The organism is Mucispirillum schaedleri ASF457 (assembly GCF_000487995.2).
Lineage (GTDB): Bacteria > Chrysiogenota > Deferribacteres > Deferribacterales > Mucispirillaceae > Mucispirillum > Mucispirillum schaedleri.
This window is the reverse complement of the sequence record NZ_CP097562.1, coordinates 2,300,444-2,322,447: the sequence shown is the minus strand read 5'-3', so window position 1 is coordinate 2,322,447 and position 22,004 is coordinate 2,300,444. Positions and strand designations below refer to the sequence as shown.

Genomic DNA, 22,004 nt, shown 5'->3' with positions numbered 1-22,004 from the left:
ACTTTTAGTAAAAAATAAATCTTAAATTAATATAAATCAAGCAATAATTTATTTTCAATAACAATCTCATATGGAGATTTAAAATTTAAGCATGTTTTAGCAGTATTATTATATCTATCTTCATGCTGTTTAAGAGCCTTAATTAATTCATCTTTGGAATAGAATTTATTATTTGCATATAAAATTTTTCCATCCTCTCTATGACTTCTTTCCACCTTTCCATTCTGCCAAGGTGAATAAGGTCTTATTCGTTTAACAGTATATCCTTTCTTTTCAGCTGTCTCTTCAAAATAGCTTTTCTTGTTTGTAACTTCCTTATCATTTACAAACTCATAGCCATTATCCACTTGAATTGTTTTTAGTGGAAAGCCAAATTTACTTTCCAGTTCGTCTAAAAACTTACCTGTTTCAAATGTGCTTTTTTCTTCTACTATTTCTAATACTCTCATTCTGCTGTATTCATCTATCGCTGTTATCTGATAATATTTTTTACCATAGCTGGAAAACATTATACATTCCTGTGGAACATATTTTATATCTATCTGAACCTTGTCGCATATATACTGACCTGTTATTGGTTCATATCTTGTATAGCTCTTTTTTGCCTTGTTTAATGACTTTAAGCATTTCTTCATTATCTGCATACACATACTGCCAAAACTACGATTATAACCAATTTTTAGAAGTCTGACATATACCTCCGCATTACCATACAAACCATGCTCGGCATATGTGTTAAATATTAAATCAAGCTATTCCTTACTATGCTTATTTGGACTGTTTCTTGGTCTACGACTTTTAAAAGATAAACTCTGAACTGTTCCATCATATTTCTTTAAATGCCTGTATACAAACATACGGTTCACTTGATATTTGCGGGCTGCTTTCGTTGCTCCTTTTTTTTAATGCATACTCACATAACCGTTGACGAAATCGCATTTCTTCTGTTATTATCACTTTATTCATTGTGATACCTCTTAGTTTAGTTTAGTTTTTTGCTTAATTTTATACTATATACTAAGAGGTATTTTTTTGTACTTATTTTTGTAACATATGTCTTATAATCTTACAAAATTTTAGATAACTGGAAACTAAACTAAATTGTGCTGAAAAATCAGAACTTTCAAAAAAATATATATTATTATCTCCATTATTTCCAGTTTCTTTAAGTTCCCCAGATAATAAAGTAAATTTATTATCTTCTTCATCATAATATATAAACCTTACATTATCATTTCTCATTCCTGAAAAATTTATTGTATAGTTTGGTTCTTTCCCATGCTTACTAATATAATTCTTATCATCTGCTTCATTATAACCATAAAATACAAAAAATATTTTTGCTCCACTTTCTAATATATCATCAAAACGCATTTGGATAATGTTATTTAATTTAACAAATAATAATACAACCCTATTTTCATAATATGTATTGTCGTACTTTTTCACTCCCATTTTAAATGAATAAAAATTAGGATTAATTGTTGAAAATATATTTGTTATATCTAATTCATCTATATAACCCTGCCAATCTTTATCTAACACTGGCTTTACTTTACTTACAATATAATCTTTAAAAAGCTTTAATATTGTATCTATACCATTGCAGTCTAATATCTCATTTTCTTCTTCCTGCTTTGTGCCGCCTGTATCTGAAATTGTTAATAAATTAATTTTTATGTTTTCTGAAAATGTTATAGTCTTAGCTAAAGTATCAACCTGCTGACCGTAAGTATCGCACATTATGGAATAACATGTTACTTCTTTGTTTTTATACATACCTAAAGTTAAATTAGTTCCAACACATAAATCAGAAAATGAAAAATTTAAAACCTGAAATATATCTATACATGCATTAAACATAACTTTATCTTTATTTTCATGCAGTTTACTTTTATTACATATTCCAAGTAGTGCAGACTCTTTTATTCGTGGATAATAGTGAAATATATTATCTATTAATTTATACTTTGATTGTTCGTTTAATTTCTTAAGACTACTGTCTGGAATTGTTCTATTAAGATAATATCTTATGTAAAACCACATAAAAAAATGGTTATCATTATAAATATTTTCATATTTACGAGATTTAAATACATCTAATGAATTATATGTTTGTATATATAAATTTAAAAACTTACGACCGTCATGATATTGGTTTAAAACTCTATTGTCAAAGTAATATAATGATAATAATGGTATATAAAATGAATAGTCAGTTTCTTTAATGTTTTTAAGTAAAGTATATAAATATGCATAATCTTTTTGATTTGCTATTAATCTACTAAAGGTTTTTTTATACTCACATACAAGCTCTGATAAAAAAGTATATATTTTTGCAGTATCTGTTATTTTAAAACGATACAATGATTTATTCATCCTGTTAAAAGCATTATATTTATCTATATTTAGTATGTTATCTTTATCTATATATTCAATACTAGAATTCTCTGTTTGTTTGTATGAAGTTTGAGTATTTTGTTCTGATGCTGATAATAACCCTATTTTATTTGCAGATAAACTTTGTTTAAATCTTCCCTCATAACCTGTTATACAATCAATTAAATATGGAATTAAAACAAAAAAATGTTTATTAGATTCTATCGTATATGTATCTTTTATAAAATCTATTAATAACTGATTATCATTCTGATGATTATTTTCTTGGCTGCTCATATCACACCTATTTTTTAATATTAAACTTACCCTTATTTAATGTAAGGCCTTCGCTGTCCAGCAATAGTTCTACTTCGCTGATTTTAAATGTCATACTACTGCCGTCTGATGTGATACTGGCATCATCGCCTATATTTATTATAAATGACGAATGGGTATTAATATTAAATTCCTGTGCAGCAATATCGCATGATGTATTTATCTCCATATTCATTGAATCTGATACTAAACTTGTATGCTCATCTGATGTTATAGTTACATTCTGTTTACTGTATAAGTCCATATATCTGTTGCAATTATTTTCTTTATTATTATTTAACATATCCTTTATTATTGCTTGCTTTTATATAAACATATTAGTAGCTAATTTATTTTTTCTCCCAAGCCTGATAGATAGTTACAGGCTTGGAATAAAGTTAATTTTTATTAATATACAAAATTTCTATGGTATTGACACATATATTAAGCATATACAGGATTTATAATGAAATAAACTAAATTTTTCAATATCCCCATGAAAGTTGGCTTTTATGAATATAGCCATAAACTCTATTATCATTTATTAAAAAATCGTTATCGTTTTTTATATAAAATACTTTATACCACCCATTAACAGGAAGTCCTTCTGTAAAAAGGTATATTCTCTCCGTATCATATTTCAGAAACATCATATCTTCTACTCTTGGTATAAGATCAATATACTTGATTTGTTTATTCTTTTCTGCAAAATCGGATATTTTTTTATACCAATCCTTAGTGTAAGTATGATACGGAAACAAAGTACCATATCTATCAACTCCATAATCAAAATAATTACGGTATTCCCTTGATGCTACTTGTTTATCTTTACCTTGATGTGGATAATTACAACTTGTTTCAGTACGATTTTTTTCATCCACAAAGTCTATATCTCTAATATACTTATCTTCCAGTGGAAAAAATGTAAGTATTTGAGCTACAACTTCTGAATTAGAATTTGGCTCTTTTCTCATATTAACATAGAAATCTTTTGATCTTGTATATATAGGTAAATATCCCGGTAAATTAAATGATGAAGATAAAATTTTAACAATATCATATTCTACCTTTGACTGTCTAAAAGAATAATCATCAATTTCTTTTTTATCTAAAATACGAAGATTTTTTAATGAAAAAACACCACCGGTTAACATATTTACATACACATCATAAATGTCAATTTCTACTGGAATAACAAGTACTGTTTCTTTGTTTAATCGTTGAGTAAGATTTGGTATTGACTTTTCAAGCATATTATAACTATTAGGTTCTAAAAATAAGCCATAATTCATAGCATAATATCCTCTAAACACATTATCACCTTTAAGAGCAAGTAATACAGAATAATCCTTATCAGAACAATTTATAAGAATTGTATTATTCACTCCACAATAAAGGGCACTGATTACTAATTCTGCCCTAAGTTTATTTATTGATTTTTTATAATAATATCCCTTATCTGTGTAAAAATACCTATCATGTGGAAAAAACTTTTTAAAAGTATCAGATACATCTTGCCTTGATATTTCTGTATAACCATTTCTTTTAGCAAAATCAGATCTTACTACTAAACTCTTCTCTAAACTGTCCCCCTCATCTTCACACTCTTGTGCATACATAAAAAATGGGTTTAAAATTAAAATAAAAAAAATTAAAAATTTACACATTATCCTTACTCCTTTACAAGTTCATTTATTAAAAAATCATTAAAAGATTTTGTTGTTGTATAAACTGGAATAGAATTACTACCATTATTTGATATATTAACAAAAAAATCATTGACAAATTTTTTTTGGTCATATTGTTTAAATGCATATGTGTCATGTTGAATAATAGCATAAAACAAACTTTTAAGCATTGGATGCGATGAACGGGCTATCATATCATCTTCATACTCTATATCTGAATATAATTCTTGATTAGGTAGTAAACAACCTGTTGACTCTGAACCTCTATTACCAGAATGAATTAAGATTGCACTACGATTCTGTCCTTTATTTCCATGAATTTTTGTATTTGCAGAAATACCATACTCTTCGTTATATATCTCTGGAACAATGTTAACTTTATTATCTATATATTTAATACCTAAACTATTAACTAATTCTTTCAACTGTGCATGTTCAGAGACATGAAAATAAAATTTTTTACTAGTTCTCCAAAAAATTTTATATTGACCTGGTGGGACACAAGTATCAGTTGATGAGGTAATTTGTTGATATTCTGCCTGAACATCTGAATTTTTATTAAAAGATGCTGGTTCTATCATATATCCCTTTATTTCTTTACCGGCAATATTTTTTACTATTTTATTACCTTGACGAAGTTCAAATCTACTTATTGTTGTCCAATGCTCGCCATGTAAATTTTCTGGTCTAAATTCACATATACGCAATATATTTAATATTAATATATTACTATATTTCACTTCCAATTTTATCGGTGTTTTACCTTGATAAGTATAAAGTTTATTATTATATTTATTTTTTATAATTTCTTTCAGTTTTAATACAAACTCCTGATATTCATTAAATAAATATATAGATTTACCGCCTCCAAGAAGCTGATATTTAGATATTGTATTTTCAGTTTTTGAAAATGTAAAACCATCATGGGTATCATAACATACAGGAATAGGTTTGTAAACGGGGATTATACTATTTTCTATTTCATCTAATAATATATAATACTCTCCTTCTGCCATTTTATCAGTTTTTGGAAAAATATCTATAACTTTTTCCTGCTCTGGCTCTTTTGCTGGTAATATGCATGATTGATAATTTTCTTTTATATAATGTTGAAAACTGCCTTCTTTTACTTGATTAGACAATATTTCCAATCTCTCTCCATTAAATTTTAAACTTACTGGCTGCTCTATATGCCATAAGGCATAAATATTTGTATCTATACTTTTATAATATGGGAAAAAATAGATATATTTATCATACCATGCTTCAGTATAATATACTTTTATTTTTTTACTAATTTCTTTCATTGGAACTATCTTGTCTTTTTCAAACAAAATACCTGCTTTATCTAATATTAAATATCCCCATTTAACATCATTGATTTGCGGAGTAACAAGCTTACTATTATGATGTGCTTCCAACTCTATATATATGCCATGCTCATCAGACTTTACTTCTGAAATTGTAACTGACAATACTCCTGTAAATTTATTAACTCCACTGTTTCTTATAACGAGTGCATGTTTTAAATATTCTTCATTTTGTTTGTTAATATTAAGTTCACTGTATGCAATATACGGATACAATACTAGAGATTTACTGCTGTTTTGATTTTGGATTACAGTATTATACAATTCAAGAAATTTATCTGTATAGTATAATTTTAATTTATTACCTGATACGATACTATTATTATATATTTTATCATCTAAGTCATATATAGTAATAGACTTATTAGATAATCCTGCAGTCTTTTCTACTGCCCTATCATCTACTACATTGTCTGTAACAAAAAACTTCCATTTGATATATTTTAATATTTTGGTAGATTTTTTATCTGTATTTTTTACATTACTTAATAATAATATTTCCAGACTTTTATCATTATATGACAGCAGCTTTATTCCTGTTATTTCTATTATATCTGGAAAATACTTTGCATTAAATTTATCATTGAATTCATATGAACCAGAATAACCTTTATCTATATGCAATGAGTGGGAAAGAGTTTCTATTTCATTTCCTGTCTTTGTCGTATTATATAAACTCTTATAAAAACTAAATCTTAAACTAAGATTACTTTTACTTTCTGCTTTAAAGCCAAACTCTGCTTTTGCTGTTACATCATCTGATAATGTTATGGTGCTGTCTATTATTTCTTTAGAATAATCTATATACATATATACTGGCAAATCTTGAAGCTGAGATATTATTGCTTTTTTACCTGTTAATGTTAATGATACCTTAATCTCTCCTTCACATTGTTTAGTATGCACCTGCTGATTGGCACATTCTTCAGAAATACATGTTATATTTCCCGCTCCTTTTGTACTATCATCTGAATGTACATCATTATAAGATAAAAAAAGAAATTGAAACTTATCAATATAAAATTTTAGATAACTGGAAACTAAACTAAATTGTGCCGAAAAATCAGAACTCTCAAAAAAATAGATATTGTTATCTCCATTATTTCCAGTTTCTTTAAGTTCCCCAGATAATAAAGTAAATTTATTATCTTCTTCATCATAATATATAAACCTTACATTGTCATTTCTCATTAATGCAAAATTTATTGTATAGTTAGATTCTATTCCATGATTAATAAAATAATTCTTATTGTCTGTTTCACTGTAACCATAAAATAATAAAATGAGTTTGGCTCCACTGCAATCTAATATATCGTTTATTTTAATTCGCTCTATTACCTGCATTTATATAAACATATTAATAGATAATTTATTTTTTCTTCCCAAGCCTGTTAAGCATATACAGGCTTGGAAAAGTCAATAAATCAATAGTTTATATCAATATACTCAAATCAGTAACCTCTGCTGATTGATACAGAAACATCCTGCCCACTTTGAGTAAGTGTTATAGAAAAGGAAAATTCATATGGAGATACTGCAATAACAGCTTTTTGACCATCATGAGAAACATAATATCGAGCACCTTCTTCAACAGGGTCTTTAAACATGCCAATAATTTCTACAATGCCACCTTTAAATTCACCTTGAACTACACTATCTGTATTAAATATTAGCTCATCATAAACTTTATCTATATTAGTATTCTTAAAAACAGCTATATATTCAAATTGGTCACTTTCTGGATGTTTTTTTTCTTCAAAAGTAACAGCATAGCTAAACTGGTTTATACAAAATATGAACATAAATGAATATACAAATATTAACAGTTTATTTGACATAATCTACTCTCCCTACTTAATATATTTTAATAAATATTTATAACCACTGCCTTTTTTTGTTATAACAAGCTCAGTTATAGTGCTGCATTTGTTATTATACTGACAATTAGTAGCTTCATCCGATTCCAAGTATGTATTATTTATTGTTTTTCCAGTTATTTTAACGCTGTTACCATCGCTTTCAATTAATCTATAAATTGCGTCATTTAATACTACTACTTTATAAGTTCCATGTTTTAACTGTATTCTTGCAAAAGGTATTAAGTTATTATCTGTTTTAACCTTATTTTCTGCATACTTTAAAAACAAATCATAAGCATCTTGAATTGAACCAACACCTGATTTCACTTCTGCAACATAAGTGTTATTAGATTCTATTTTAAAATTAAGAATATTTGACTGAGCAAATAAACTTGCTGGTATAAGTAGAATAAAAAATATAATTAAGCTTCTCATACACTACCTCCCGTTATTTTTAGCAATAAATCATTTCTCTTAGCTATTTTTAACAAGTATTCAACCTGTTCTTTAAAATATGGATATATCAATTTTAAATAATTAACATCATTCATTAAGTCTGCATTACTTTTTCCTCCTTTTAATTTAACTAATGTATCTTTTGTAAATACATTTTCAGGAAATTTTATGTTCACAAAAGCTGCAGGATTTGCTTTATCATTAAGTCCAGTACCTGCTGAATTTCCTATTTCAAAATGAAGGTGTGGTCCATAATTGTTATCACCTGCTCCCGTTATTCCTGTTCTACCAATAATTGTTCCTCGTTTAACATGTTTTCCATTTAATTTACTCTCAAAAGAGCTTAAATGTTGATATCTAATTACAAAGTTAGGACTATTAATATTAAATTGACTACCAAACAATAACTCTCCTTTTAAAGTTTTTACATTATAATTATATGGGTTACCTGCATAATTATATATTATTTTATAATTCTTATTATACATATTTTTTAGTGTTTCAATTTCATCCTTATCTACAACAAGATATGCTGTTCCATATTTTTTACCCACTATATGATATACACCATCTAAACATGCATAAACAGGCATACCTATTGGTGCAAATAAATCTACACCAGTATGATCACGTGGAGCATAGTCTTTTTCACCTTCTGGAATATTTTCTCGTGTTTCACCAAATGATGCGTTCCATGGCTTATAATGTCCACCTTGTGAAAATAAACATATCTCCATTTTATCCAATGGGTCATGCCAGTCTTTACTATATTTCACTTCCAGCTTTATCGGTGTTTTACCTTGATAAGTATAAAGTTTATTATTATATTTATTTTTTATAATTTCTTTCAGTTTTAATACAAACTCCTGATATTCATTAAATAAATATATAGATTTACCGCCTCCAAGAAGCTGATATTTAGATATTGTATTTTCAGTTTTTGAAAATGTAAAACCATCATGGGTATCATAACATACAGGAATAGGTTTGTAAACGGGGATTATACTATTTTCTATTTCATCTAATAATATATAATACTCTCCTTCTGCCATTTTATCAGTTTTTGGAAAAATATCTATAACTTTTTCCTGCTCTGGCTCTTTTGCTGGTAATATGCATGATTGATAATTTTCTTTTATATAATGTTGAAAACTGCCTTCTTTTACTTGATTAGACAATATTTCCAATCTCTCTCCATTAAATTTTAAACTTACTGGCTGCTCTATATGCCATAAGGCATAAATATTTGTATCTATACTTTTATAATATGGGAAAAAATAGATATATTTATCATACCATGCTTCAGTATAATATACTTTTATTTTTTTACTAATTTCTTTCATTGGAACTATCTTGTCTTTTTCAAACAAAATACCTGCTTTATCTAATATTAAATATCCCCATTTAACATCATTGATTTGCGGAGTAACAAGCTTACTATTATGATGTGCTTCCAACTCTATATATATGCCATGCTCATCAGACTTTACTTCTGAAATTGTAACTGACAATACTCCTGTAAATTTATTAACTCCACTGTTTCTTATAACGAGTGCATGTTTTAAATATTCTTCATTTTGTTTGTTAATATTAAGTTCACTGTATGCAATATACGGATACAATACTAGAGATTTACTGCTGTTTTGATTTTGGATTACAGTATTATACAATTCAAGAAATTTATCTGTATAGTATAATTTTAATTTATTACCTGATACGATACTATTATTATATATTTTATCATCTAAGTCATATATAGTAATAGACTTATTAGATAATCCTGCAGTCTTTTCTACTGCCTTATCATCTACTACATTATCTGTAACAAAAAACTTCCATTTGATATATTTTAATATTTTGGTAGATTTTTTATCTGTATTTTTTACATTACTTAATAATAATATTTCCAGACTTTTATCATTATATGACAGCAGCTTTATTCCTGTTATTTCTATTATATCTGGAAAATACTTTGCATTAAATTTATCATTGAATTCATATGAACCAGAATAACCTTTATCTATATGCAATGAGTGAGAAAGAGTTTCTATTTCATTTCCTGTCTTTGTCGTATTATATAAACTCTTATAAAAACTAAATCTTAAACTAAGATTGCTTTTACTTTCTGCTTTAAAGCCAAAATCTGCTTTTGCTGTTAACTCATCTGATAATGTTATGGTGCTGTCTATTATTTCTTTAGAATAATCTATATACATATATACTGGTAAATCTTTAAGCTGGGATATTGTTTCTTTCTTACCTGTTAATGTTAATGATACCTTAATCTCTCCTTCACATTGTTTAGTATGCACCTGCTGATTGGCACATTCTTCAGAAATACATGTTATATTTCCCGCTCCTTTTGTACTATCATCTGAATGTACATCATTATAAGATAAAAAAAGAAATTGAAACTTATCAATATAAAATTTTAGATAACTGGAAACTAAACTAAATTGTGCCGAAAAATCAGAACTCTCAAAAAAATAGATATTGTTATCTCCATTATTTCCAGTTTCTTTAAGTTCCCCAGATAATAAAGTAAATTTATTATCTTCTTCATCATAATATATAAACCTTACATTATCATTTCTCATTCCTGAAAAATTTATTGTATAGTTTGGTTCTTTCCCATGCTTACTAATATAATTCTTATCATCTGCTTCATTATAACTATAAAATACAAAAACTATTTTTGCTCCACTTTCTAATATATCATCAAAACGCATTTGGATAATGTTATTTAATTTAACAAATAATAATACAACCCTTTCTTCATAATATTCTGATTTATACTTATTAACTCCCTTTTTAAATGAATAAAAATTTGGGTTAATTGTTGCAAATATATTTGTAATATCTAATTTACCTATATAACCCTGCCAATCTTCATCTAACTTTGGTTTTATTTTGCTTACAATATAATCTTTAAAAGGATTTAATATTGTATCAATACTATTACAATCTAATATCTCATTTTCTTCTTTCTGCTTTGTGCCGCCTGTATCTGAAATTGTTAATAAATTACTTTTTATATTTTCAGAAAATGTTACTTCTTTTGATAATTTATCTACCTGCTTACCATAACTATCTTTTATAATTTCATAACATGTTGCATTTTTATTTGTTTTATAAATACCTAAATCAAAATTAGTTCCTGTAAATAAATCAGAAAATGTAAAATTTAAAACCTGAAATATATCTATACATGCATTAAAAAGTGTCTTATCTTTATCTTCTTGTAGTTTATTTTTATCACATATACCTAATAATGCAGCTTCCTTTATTCGCGGATAGTATTTAAGGATATTATTTTTGGCTTTCTTAATACTATTATTTGGAAATGTTCTATTTACATAATATCTTACATAAAACCACATAAAAAAACGGTTATCATTATAAGTATTTTCATATTTACGAGCTTTAAATACATCTAATGAATTATAGTCTTCCACAAATAAATTTATAAATTTACGACCATCACCATAATTAGTTAAAAATTTATTTTCATAATAATATAGTGATAATAATGGTATATAAAATGAATAATCACTTTCTTTAATATTTTTAAGTAAAGAATATAAATATTTATAATCTTTTTGATTTTCTATTAAGTTATTAAATGATTTTTTATACTCTTTTATAAGGTCTAAAAAAAAACTTTCTATTTTTGTATTATCTGTTATATTGAAACGATATAATGGTATTTGCATACTATTAAAAACTTTATATTTAAGTATATTAAATAAATCATCTTTATCTATATATTCCTGAACAGCCTTACCTTTTTGTTCATTTTGGTTTTGAGTCTTTTGTTCTGATGAGGATATTAACTCTATGCCATTAGCAGATAGGCTATGCTTGTATGTTCCTTCATAGCCAGATAAACCATTAATAAGATATGGAATACAAATAAATAAATGTTTATTAGATTCTATCGTATATGTATCTTTTATAAAATCTATTAATAACTGATTATCATTCTGATGATTATTTTCTTGGCTGCTCATATCACACCTATTTTTTAATATTAAACTTACCCTTATTTAATGTAAGTCCTTCGCTGTCCAGCAATAGTTCTACTTCGCTGATTTTAAATGTCATACTACTGCCGTCTGATGTGATACTGGCATCATCGCCTATATTTATTATAAATGACGAATGGGTATTAATATTAAATTCCTGTGCAGCAATATCGCATGATGCATTTATCTCCATATTCATTGAATCTGATACTAAACTTGTATGCTCATCTGATGTTATAGTTACATTCTGTTTACTGTATAAGTCCATATCATGCTCGCAGGTTACATCATAATGATTTTTGCTTGATATATTAATACCTCCTTTGCATGTCTGGTCTATACTGCCTTGGACTGTTTCTTCTACATTTCTTGACACTGTTTTTATACAATCACTTAGATAGCTTTCTTTTATATCGCCCTCTATTTCAACTATCTTATCGCCGCTTATAAATTCTTTGCTGTCTCCTGCTACACGAAGTGTATTTTCTGCACCCACATTTAAGGTATTAGATAACCCTACTGCTGTATCCTTGCTTAATGCTACTACTGTTAAATATTCGCCGCCTACATTCACATCTTTTAAACCTGCTATATTCTGGATATGTGACTGTAATATACTTTCATTATGACTGCCGCTTACTTTGCTTGTCTTGTTATTTAAGATACTCTGCTCATAGTCATTCTGCACTAACTCTTTATAATCCCTTTCTGCTTTCAAATAGATTTCTTCACTATTAGGAAGATTACTCATTGTAAGCTCATTTCTGCCTCTCTCATTTAATCCCACTGTTTTTGAGGATAAAGATGTCTTATGTTTATTCACCAGTATCTCATTTTGAATAAGTGATGGAGTTTCATGATTATATAAACTGCCTGTGATTATTGGCCTGTCGGGGTCGCCGTCTATAAAACTTACCACTACCTCATCTCCTACACGAGGAACTGAGATAAATCCTGAATGGCTGCTGGCAGCAGGGCTGGTATATCTTAAATAACAGCTGTGTGTAAATAAATATTTGCCGCTGAATACTTCCTCATCATATCTGCCCTGAACAACATTACTGGCAAACTGAACTCTTACTCTGCCATAATCATCTACTACTATACTGTTTCTTTCACTGTTTATATCTTCACTATTGCCTGTTACTACTCCTGTCGTAATACCTAAAGCTCGTGGTTTCTCTATTACTTTCATTGCATAAGGCATTGTATTGGGGATTAATGATAATTCATTGCTATACATCGAATATAAAGACGGCTCATGCTCTAATATTCTGCCGCCCTGCTCACTTTTATCATGATAATAATGAACTATACCGATTATCTTATAACTTGATTCTCTGCCCTCTATATTAGTTATCGTTATTACATCATTGGTATTTAACTCTAATATATTGCTTCTGGCTTTTATATTCAATGATTCTATATGATTACTTAATACATTTAATGTGGCTTGAAACTGTAAACCATTTTGATAATTTATATTAGTAAAACTTGGGTGATAATTATTTATATTTGATGCATAAGTTGTTACTTTATCTCGGTTATCTATCTCCCTTGTATCCCAGTAATTTTCACTGATACCTGCTTGATGTCTTGATGGGTTACTGGATTCTGATGTGCTGAAGATACTCCATAAGTTTCTTCCTCTTATTCCATACTCTATGCTTGATATACAGTGGCTTGATAAATAATTATCACTGGATGGGTTATAAGGATACATTACATGTTTACTTACTTCTTCATTAACATATTCATTATTACTTGTGCTGAAATCTGCCTTATATACTGAATCATAAAAATTAATGCCTTTATCACTTTCAGAGATATATATACCATATCTGCTGCATAGTCGTAATAAAAAATCTAAATCACTTTCATTATACTGGGTTATATACTCTTCTACTGGAAAATAATTCTGAACTCGCGAAAAATCTATCTGAACGGTTATTGGTCCTCTTGACCTTTCAAATAAATGATTTAATACTTCTAACACACTTTTATTGTTATATATTCTGTATGCTCTATTATAACTTAATCTTATTAACTGGGAATTTAATTTAAAACGGTAATAATATTTATTATTTGTAGAATAATTGGACGGAAGTTCCTTATTGCCTAAATAAATTATCTCACTTACTACTCCTATAAAAAGTTTACTTTGTAGTGGACGATTTTTATTATTGGTATAGGATGGGTCGTTCAAATAAAGACGAATATTTCTATCTATTAAATTACTTACACCAGTTTTTTCATCAGGCTCGTTGCTTATACCTTCATAATAGCATATACACTCTATTTCAAAGGGATAATCTAAACGCTCTAATATCCTGGCTTCTACTACTCGGAATTTATAGTTATCTATTTCCCTGCCTGTAAAGATTAACTCTGATACTTGATTAGATGATGACATAAGCAATCACCCCCCCCCATAACTGAAATTTATGTGTGCGATTTATTGATAATGATATATGATTATTCAATATATATCTATATTTAAAAAATATAATATATTATTTTATCAAAAAATTACCATAAATGTTTAAAAAAATTATATTATATATATTAAAAATTATACTGTATCTTTTACCCTAATTACCGAAATTGGATGTAACTGGGAAGCATGAATATAGCCATTCATTAAAAATACTTCATCATGAGAATATACTATCTTCTTACGCAAATTATGAATATCCTCTATATTGCCTGCATGAGTGACCTCTGGCATACTCATAGCTGATGAAACATTAAACATATATTTTGATTTATAAATAGTTACTTTGCACCAGTCTCCTTTCAATATATCATTCACAAATATCGGATATATTTTATACTGCATTAATTTTATTTGCTCTTCTTTGCTCCTGCTTGAAATCTTATTAATTTTGGTTTCACTTTCATAAAACCTATCTACTACATTCCTTTCTCTGTTATACACAGGTAAATAAAACATTTCTAAAACATTTGCAATTTTAAGAATTATTCTTCCATCTTTATTGGGTTTTTCTCTTACATTGATGTATTTATCATTTGAACACGGTAATGCTAAAACACCGTTTTTAGCATACGACGAATAAAAATAGTCCTCGTTATATTTATTGCTCATATATATAGATACATCATATCTTCCTATTACTTTATAATTCTTCATTAATGCATGTTTATATGTAAGCATAAATGCTTCGCCACCTGATATTATGCCATGAAATAGTTTGTTACCTAAAAAATATTCAGCTTTGATTGATATATCGTTACCTATGGAGTATTTATCAGTATAAAATTCTTGGTCCTGATAATCAAGGGAAGTAGAATAAAATGTTGTAGACATAAAATCGGATATTTCACACTCCACTGCTGCATATGTGCAGGAAAATCTTTTACTCATAAACGAAGCATATTCTTTTTCAGATAATAATGTTTTTAATAACTTTTGGTTACTTCTGTCATTTTCATATGGGCTTCGGACATACCATGTAGTTGTAAGAGCAAAACCCTTCTCATCTAGTTCTATTAACGACATTGGTTTTTCAGTTTTAACAGAAAATAAATATTCCTTTGGGGTGTTTTTATCTAAAAACAGCATCATATGAATCTGGCTGTTATCTTTTGTTAAGGTCAAATCCCTTGTTATACGCAGCATACCCTTGACCTTCATTGAGTTATGTCTAACTGCATAATATCGCGTTATTTCTTCATAATAAGTATTTTTACCTATATCTTCACTTTTCTTTAAATCAACATACCCATAGGAAATAACACTCGGTAAACCATTATATCTATTAGGAAGGGTAATATTAAAGTCTTTTGGAAACCCTTCTTCATCGTCATCGGTTATGGAAATAACATAGTATCCCTTATATTCTTCATAAAAAGTAACCATGGTCTTACCCCCTGTTTATTTTATTTCTTATAACACATGAAATATATTTTGATAAATCTGTTTCATAGTGAAGATTCTGCCCATTGCTGACATGATGCTCATAAATCGCTGTGTATAAAATATCTAATGATTTTAGTATATTCATTGTTGGAGTTTCGTATTCAATATCTCCTCTTAAATCCTTACTTGTATAGTTATTTCCCGTTTCATATGATTCTCTTGATATAAGAACACATCCTGTAGTAAACTCAATATAACGGCCTCCGGCATGAAGTAAAATATATCTGCTGGAATGAACGGTATCGTTATATAAGTTCAAGGTATTTTTCTTGTATGGAGGTTCACTATAATGAAAAATTCCCTTATAATGCCCTTCTGGTATTCTGCGTTTTACCTCCTCTGTTATAGTATCTGGTCCAGATGGCTCCATTGTGTAGCCTCCGTATGTTAATAAAGCATAACTGTTGTTATCTTGTAAATTTTTTTTACGCATATCAGATTTTATAAATACATGATTACTCATATCTTTAATATAGTCTTCTATAATACCTATAATACTTTTACTTACTTTTTTATCTTTGATAACAGTCTTTTTTAATGAATTGGGTTTTAATTTACTTGTATAATCTTGTGGATATTTTTTCATAATTTCTTCATTATATGCATCTATTTGTTCATTATGATGCACTGCATAATTATTATAAACATCTATTATACTGTCAAATAAAAACTTTTCTCCATTAATATATACATAAACTGCAAATACTCCATATGTTGCTCCAAAGCGTTTTTTAATATAATTATCCAATAAATCATCATTATACACTTCTTTATATCTTGTTACTTCTATTACATATCTTGGTTGATACATAAATTTGACTAATATATCATTTTGAAACTGAATTTTATGCCATAACTTTATATAGTCTATTGATGAGATATGTATCACTTTATTATATATATTCTCTTTAGATTTTTTTGTGTTCAACTGATTTTCCAAATCAATTAAATTTATATTATCTACTATAAAATCAGCAGCTTCATCATTTGATTCATTTGATGTTGAATATGCTCTTAAATACAGCACTCTGCGAAGCTCATTATCTACCATCTTAGATACTAATTTTGCTTCACATCTATATAAATTATCCAAACCATATACATTAACACTATTGGATACACTAAATATATCTTTAACTAAAGCACCATTATTGGTTAATCTTGCATCATAGCCATCTATATATTTACCATTTTCATATAATTCCAAATTATAGCCGTCAAATAACATAGAATATTTATTCAACACCAGTTTCAACTCTATTAACGGTAATCCATCTGTGTAGGAATTATAATACAATACCGCCTCTTTAGCATCATCCAGTAATGCATATGCATAAAACACAATATAATAGTTGTCAAATAATTCATTATATCTTAACAGTGATTCTGACATTATATCGGATAAAGTAAAATTTATTGTATGACCCGTTATCTCTTCACCAGATTTCATTAATTTATAGATATTTGTATTATCATTTATTTCTTCAATGCTGTTAAATACTCCGTTTGATGATAAAGACTCAATATCTACAGGACTATTCTTTGAAAATCCAGAAACCTTATTCGTTATACTAAACGCCCAATGTATACTTTCTGAAATCTGTTCTTCTGTTACGCTGTTATTCAAAAAATATCTTTTATTATTATTTACTTTACCGCTTGATGTTTTATTAGATATTAAAAATGCTTTTAAAGTGATTGTTTGTTCTTTGGATATTGTTATTGTTTCAAACGAACTATTAGATAAATATTCCGATTCACTGCTGAACAATGAAGTAATTGGCTTACCATAAGCCTTTAAAACACCTACAATAACACTTTTTGGGAGAAATCTGACTTGCTGTATTTTGCCTCTGCGATAACATATTGCATATGTAGGAAGATGCTCGTCTGGATACGGTGTAGAATAGTAATTATCATTATTCAATAATTTTATATATAGTTTCTTTCTTGCATCTTTTGCTTCTATACTTATTGTACCTGTCCCCTCAACCGTTGATATGGTAATTTCTTTTTTAAAGGAACTATCTTCTTTAGAATATAACTGTATTGTTGCTGATGTAATCGGTTCATTAGTCATATGGTCTTTAATTACAAATTGTAATTCATAATTTTCAGATTTTTCTGACATCTTTTATTCTCCACATCCTATAAAAAGTTTACTTTGTAATGGACGATTTTTATCATTGGTATAGGATGGGTCGTTCAAATAAAGACGAATATTTCTATCTATTAGATTACTTACACCTGTTCTTTCATTAGGCTCGTTGCTTATGCCTTCATAATAGCATATACACTCTATTTCAAAGGGATAATCTAAACGCTCTAATATCCTGGCTTCTACTACTCGGCATTTATAGTTATCTATTTCCCTGCCTGTAAAGACTAACTCAGATACTTGATTAGATGATGACATAAGCAATCGCCCCCCCATAAAAAACTATATTATATATATTAAAAATTATACTGTATCTTTTACCCTAATTACCGAAATTGGATGTAACTGGGAAGCATGAATATAGCCATTCATTAAAAATACTTCATCATGAGAATATACTATCTTCTTACGCAAATTATGAATATCCTCTATATTGCCTGCATGAATAACCTCTGGCGAACCTATACCTGATGTAAAATTAAACATATATTTTGATTTATAAATAGTTACTTTGCACCAGTCTCCTTTCAATATATCATTCACAAATATCGGATATATTTTATATTGCATTAATTTTATTTGCTCTTCTTTGCTCCTGCTTGAAATCTTATTAATTTCGGTTTCTCTTTCATAAAACCTATCTACTACATTCCTTTCTCTGTTATACACAGGTAAATAAAACATTTCTAAAACATTTGCAATTTTAAGAATTATTCTTCCGTCTTTATTGGGTTTTTCTCTTACATTGATATATTTATCATTTGAACACGGTAATGCTAAAACACCGTTTTTAGCATACGACGAATAAAAATAGTCCTCGTTATATTTATTGCTCATATATATAGATACATCATATCTTCCTATTACTTTATAATTCTTCATTAATGCATGTTTATATGTAAGCATAAATGCTTCGCCACCTGATATTATGTCATGAAATGGTTTGTTACCTAAAAAATATTCAGCTTTGATTGATATATCGTTACCTATGGAGTATTTATCCGTATAAAATTCTTGGTCCTGATAATCAAGAGAAGTAGAATAAAATGTTGTAGACATAAAATCGGATATTTCACACTCCACTGCTGCATATGTGCAGGAAAATCTTTTACTCATAAACGAAGCATATTCTTTTTCAGATAATAATGTTTTTAATAACTTTTGGTTACTTCTGTCATTTTCATATGGGCTTCGGACATACCATGTAGTTGTAAGAGCAAAACCCTTCTCATCTAGTTCTATTAACGACATTGGTTTTTCAGTTTTAACAGAAAATAAATATTCCTTTGGGGTGTTTTTATCTAAAAACAGCATCATATGAATCTGGCTGTTATCTTTTGTTAAGGTCAAATCCCTTGTTATACGCAGCATACCCTTGACCTTCATTGAGTTATGTCTAACTGCATAATATCGCGTTATTTCTTCATAATAAGTATTTTTACCTATATCTTCACTTTTCTTTAAATCAACATACCCATAGGAAATAACACTCGGTAAACCATTATATCTGTTAGGAAGGGTAATATTAAAGTCTTTTGGAAACCCTTCTTCATCGTCATCGGTTATGGAAATAACATAGTATCCCTTATATTCTTCATAAAAAGTAACCATGGTCTTACCCCCTGTTTATTTTATTTCTTATAACACATGAAATATATTTTGATAAATCTGTTTCATAGTGGAGATTCTGCCCATTGCTGACATGATGCTCATAAATCGCTGTGTATAAAATATCTAATGATTTTAGTATATTCATTGTTGGAGTTTCGTATTTCGTATCTCCTCTTAAATCATTACTTGTATAGTTATTTCCCGTTTCATATGATTCTCTTGATATAAGAACACATCCTGTAGTAAACTCAATATAACGGCCTCCGGCATGAAGTAAAATATATCTTTTGGAATGAACGGTATCGTTATATAAGTTCAAGGTATTTTTCTTGTATAGAGGAACACTATAATGAAAAATTCCCTTATAATGCCCTTCTGGTATTCTGCGTTTTACCTCCTCTGTTATAGTATCTGGTCCAGATGGCTCCATTGTGTAGCCTCCGTATGTTAATAAAGCATAACTGTTGTTATCTTGTAAATTTTTTTTACGCATATCAGATTTTATAAATACATGATTACTCATATCTTTAATATAGTCTTCTATAATACCTATAATACTTTTACTTACTTTTTTATCTTTGATAACAGTCTTTTTTAATGAATTGGGTTTTAATTTACTTGTATAATCTTGTGGATATTTTTTCATAATTTCTTCATTATATGCATCTATTTGTTCATTATGATGCACTGCATAATTATTATAAACATCTATTATACTGTCAAATAAAAACTTTTCTCCATTAATATATACATAAACTGCAAATACTCCATATGTTGCTCCAAAGCGTTTTTTAATATAATTATCCAATAAATCATCATTATACACTTCTTTATATCTTGTTACTTCTATTACATATCTTGGTTGATACATAAATTTGACTAATATATCATTTTGAAACTGAATTTTATGCCATAACTTTATATAGTCTATTGATGAGATATGTATCACTTTATTATATATATTCTCTTTAGATTTTTTTGTGTTCAACTGATTTTCCAAATCAATTAAATTTATATTATCTACTATAAAATCAGCAGCTTCATCATTTGATTCATTTGATGTTGAATATGCTCTTAAATACAGCACTCTGCGAAGCTCATTATCTACCATCTTAGATACTAATTTTGCTTCACATCTATATAAATTATCCAAACCATATACATTAACACTATTGGATACACTAAATATATCTTTAACTAAAGCACCATTATTGGTTAATCTTGCATCATAGCCATCTATATATTTACCATTTTCATATAATTCCAAATTATAGCCGTCAAATAACATAGAATATTTATTCAACACCAGTTTCAACTCTATTAACGGTAATCCATCTGTGTAGGAATTATAATACAATACCGCCTCTTTAGCATCATCCAGTAATGCATATGCATAAAACACAATATAATAGTTGTCAAATAATTCATTATATCTTAACAGTGATTCTGACATTATATCGGATAAAGTAAAATTTATTGTATGACCCGTTATCTCTTCACCAGATTTCATTAATTTATAGATATTTGTATTATCATTTATTTCTTCAATGCTGTTAAATACTCCGTTTGATGATAAAGACTCAATATCTACAGGACTATTCTTTGAAAATCCAGAAACCTTATTCGTTATACTAAACGCCCAATGTATACTTTCTGAAATCTGTTCTTCTGTTACGCTGTTATTCAAAAAATATCTTTTATTATTATTTACTTTACCGCTTGATGTTTTATTAGATATTAAAAATGCTTTTAAAGTGATTGTTTGTTCTTTGGATATTGTTATTGTTTCAAACGAACTATTAGATAAATATTCCGATTCACTGCTGAACAATGAAGTAATTGGCTTACCATAAGCCTTTAAAACACCTACAATAACACTTTTTGGGAGAAATCTGACTTGCTGTATTTTGCCTCTGCGATAACATATTGCATATGTAGGAAGATGCTCGTCTGGATACGGTGTAGAATAGTAATTATCATTATTCAATAATTTTATATATAGTTTCTTTCTTGCATCTTTTGCTTCTATACTTATTGTACCTGTCCCCTCAACCGTTGATATGGTAATTTCTTTTTTAAAGGAACTATCTTCTTTAGAATATAACTGTATTGTTGCTGATGTAATCGGTTCATTAGTCATATGGTCTTTAATTACAAATTGTAATTCATAATTTTCAGATTTTTCTGACATCTTTTATTCTCC

At 27.9% G+C, this 22,004-nt stretch carries 13 protein-coding genes and 1 pseudogene; all 14 read right to left on the bottom strand.

Annotated elements, in window-relative coordinates:
• Positions 1-26: 26 nt before the first annotated feature.
• The 14 genes and pseudogenes from N508_RS10785 to N508_RS10715 all read right to left on the bottom strand — a co-directional run bounded on the left by N508_RS10785 (position 27) and on the right by N508_RS10715 (position 21,992).
• Positions 27-966, bottom strand: a pseudogene (locus N508_RS10785) (DDE-type integrase/transposase/recombinase).
• Between the two features lie 72 nt (positions 967-1,038).
• Complete coding sequence (locus N508_RS10775; protein ID WP_076654236.1) at positions 1,039-2,676, bottom strand: hypothetical protein; 1,638 nt, start codon at positions 2,674-2,676, stop codon at positions 1,039-1,041.
• Between the two features lie 7 nt (positions 2,677-2,683).
• Positions 2,684-2,998 carry a hypothetical protein gene (locus N508_RS10770; RefSeq protein WP_076654238.1) on the bottom strand — a complete coding sequence of 105 codons (315 nt, stop codon included), beginning with the start codon at positions 2,996-2,998 and terminating at the stop codon, positions 2,684-2,686.
• Positions 2,999-3,179: 181 nt separating this feature from the next.
• The gene (locus tag N508_RS10765; RefSeq protein ID WP_023275676.1) at positions 3,180-4,361 is read right to left on the bottom strand and encodes a hypothetical protein; all 1,182 of its coding nucleotides are present in this window, start codon (positions 4,359-4,361) and stop codon (positions 3,180-3,182) included.
• Positions 4,362-4,366: 5 nt separating this feature from the next.
• A complete protein-coding gene (locus N508_RS10760; protein WP_076654243.1) occupies positions 4,367-7,096 on the bottom strand; it encodes a DUF5675 family protein in 2,730 nt (909 codons plus the stop codon).
• A 107-nt stretch (positions 7,097-7,203) separates the two neighbouring features.
• On the bottom strand, positions 7,204-7,590 hold the full coding sequence (locus tag N508_RS10755) for a hypothetical protein (protein ID WP_023275687.1): 387 nt from the start codon (positions 7,588-7,590) through the stop codon (positions 7,204-7,206).
• Positions 7,591-7,602: 12 nt separating this feature from the next.
• Entirely contained in the window at positions 7,603-8,046 is a 444-nt protein-coding gene (locus N508_RS10750) for a hypothetical protein (RefSeq protein WP_023275688.1), read from the bottom strand.
• Complete coding sequence (locus tag N508_RS10745) at positions 8,043-12,077, bottom strand: M23 family metallopeptidase (RefSeq protein WP_251930638.1); 4,035 nt, start codon at positions 12,075-12,077, stop codon at positions 8,043-8,045. Before N508_RS10745 ends, N508_RS10750 begins: the two co-directional genes overlap by 4 nt.
• A 7-nt stretch (positions 12,078-12,084) precedes the next feature.
• Positions 12,085-14,505: a type VI secretion system tip protein TssI/VgrG gene (locus N508_RS10740; RefSeq protein ID WP_251930636.1), complete on the bottom strand. Its 2,421-nt coding sequence runs from the start codon at positions 14,503-14,505 to the stop codon at positions 12,085-12,087.
• A gap of 159 nt (positions 14,506-14,664) precedes the next feature.
• Positions 14,665-15,972, bottom strand: a complete 1,308-nt coding sequence (locus tag N508_RS10735) for a hypothetical protein (protein WP_251930634.1) — start codon at positions 15,970-15,972, stop codon at positions 14,665-14,667.
• Between the two features lie 4 nt (positions 15,973-15,976).
• Positions 15,977-18,163: a DUF5675 family protein gene (locus N508_RS10730; protein ID WP_251930633.1), complete on the bottom strand. Its 2,187-nt coding sequence runs from the start codon at positions 18,161-18,163 to the stop codon at positions 15,977-15,979.
• 3 nt (positions 18,164-18,166) lie between these two features.
• Positions 18,167-18,448 (bottom strand): hypothetical protein, encoded by a 282-nt coding sequence (locus tag N508_RS10725; RefSeq protein ID WP_076654252.1) that lies wholly within the window; start codon positions 18,446-18,448, stop codon positions 18,167-18,169.
• Positions 18,449-18,493: 45 nt separating this feature from the next.
• The gene (locus N508_RS10720; RefSeq protein ID WP_251930631.1) at positions 18,494-19,801 is read right to left on the bottom strand and encodes a hypothetical protein; all 1,308 of its coding nucleotides are present in this window, start codon (positions 19,799-19,801) and stop codon (positions 18,494-18,496) included.
• Positions 19,802-19,805: 4 nt separating this feature from the next.
• Entirely contained in the window at positions 19,806-21,992 is a 2,187-nt protein-coding gene (locus tag N508_RS10715; RefSeq protein ID WP_251930629.1) for a DUF5675 family protein, read from the bottom strand.
• Positions 21,993-22,004 lie beyond the last annotated feature (12 nt).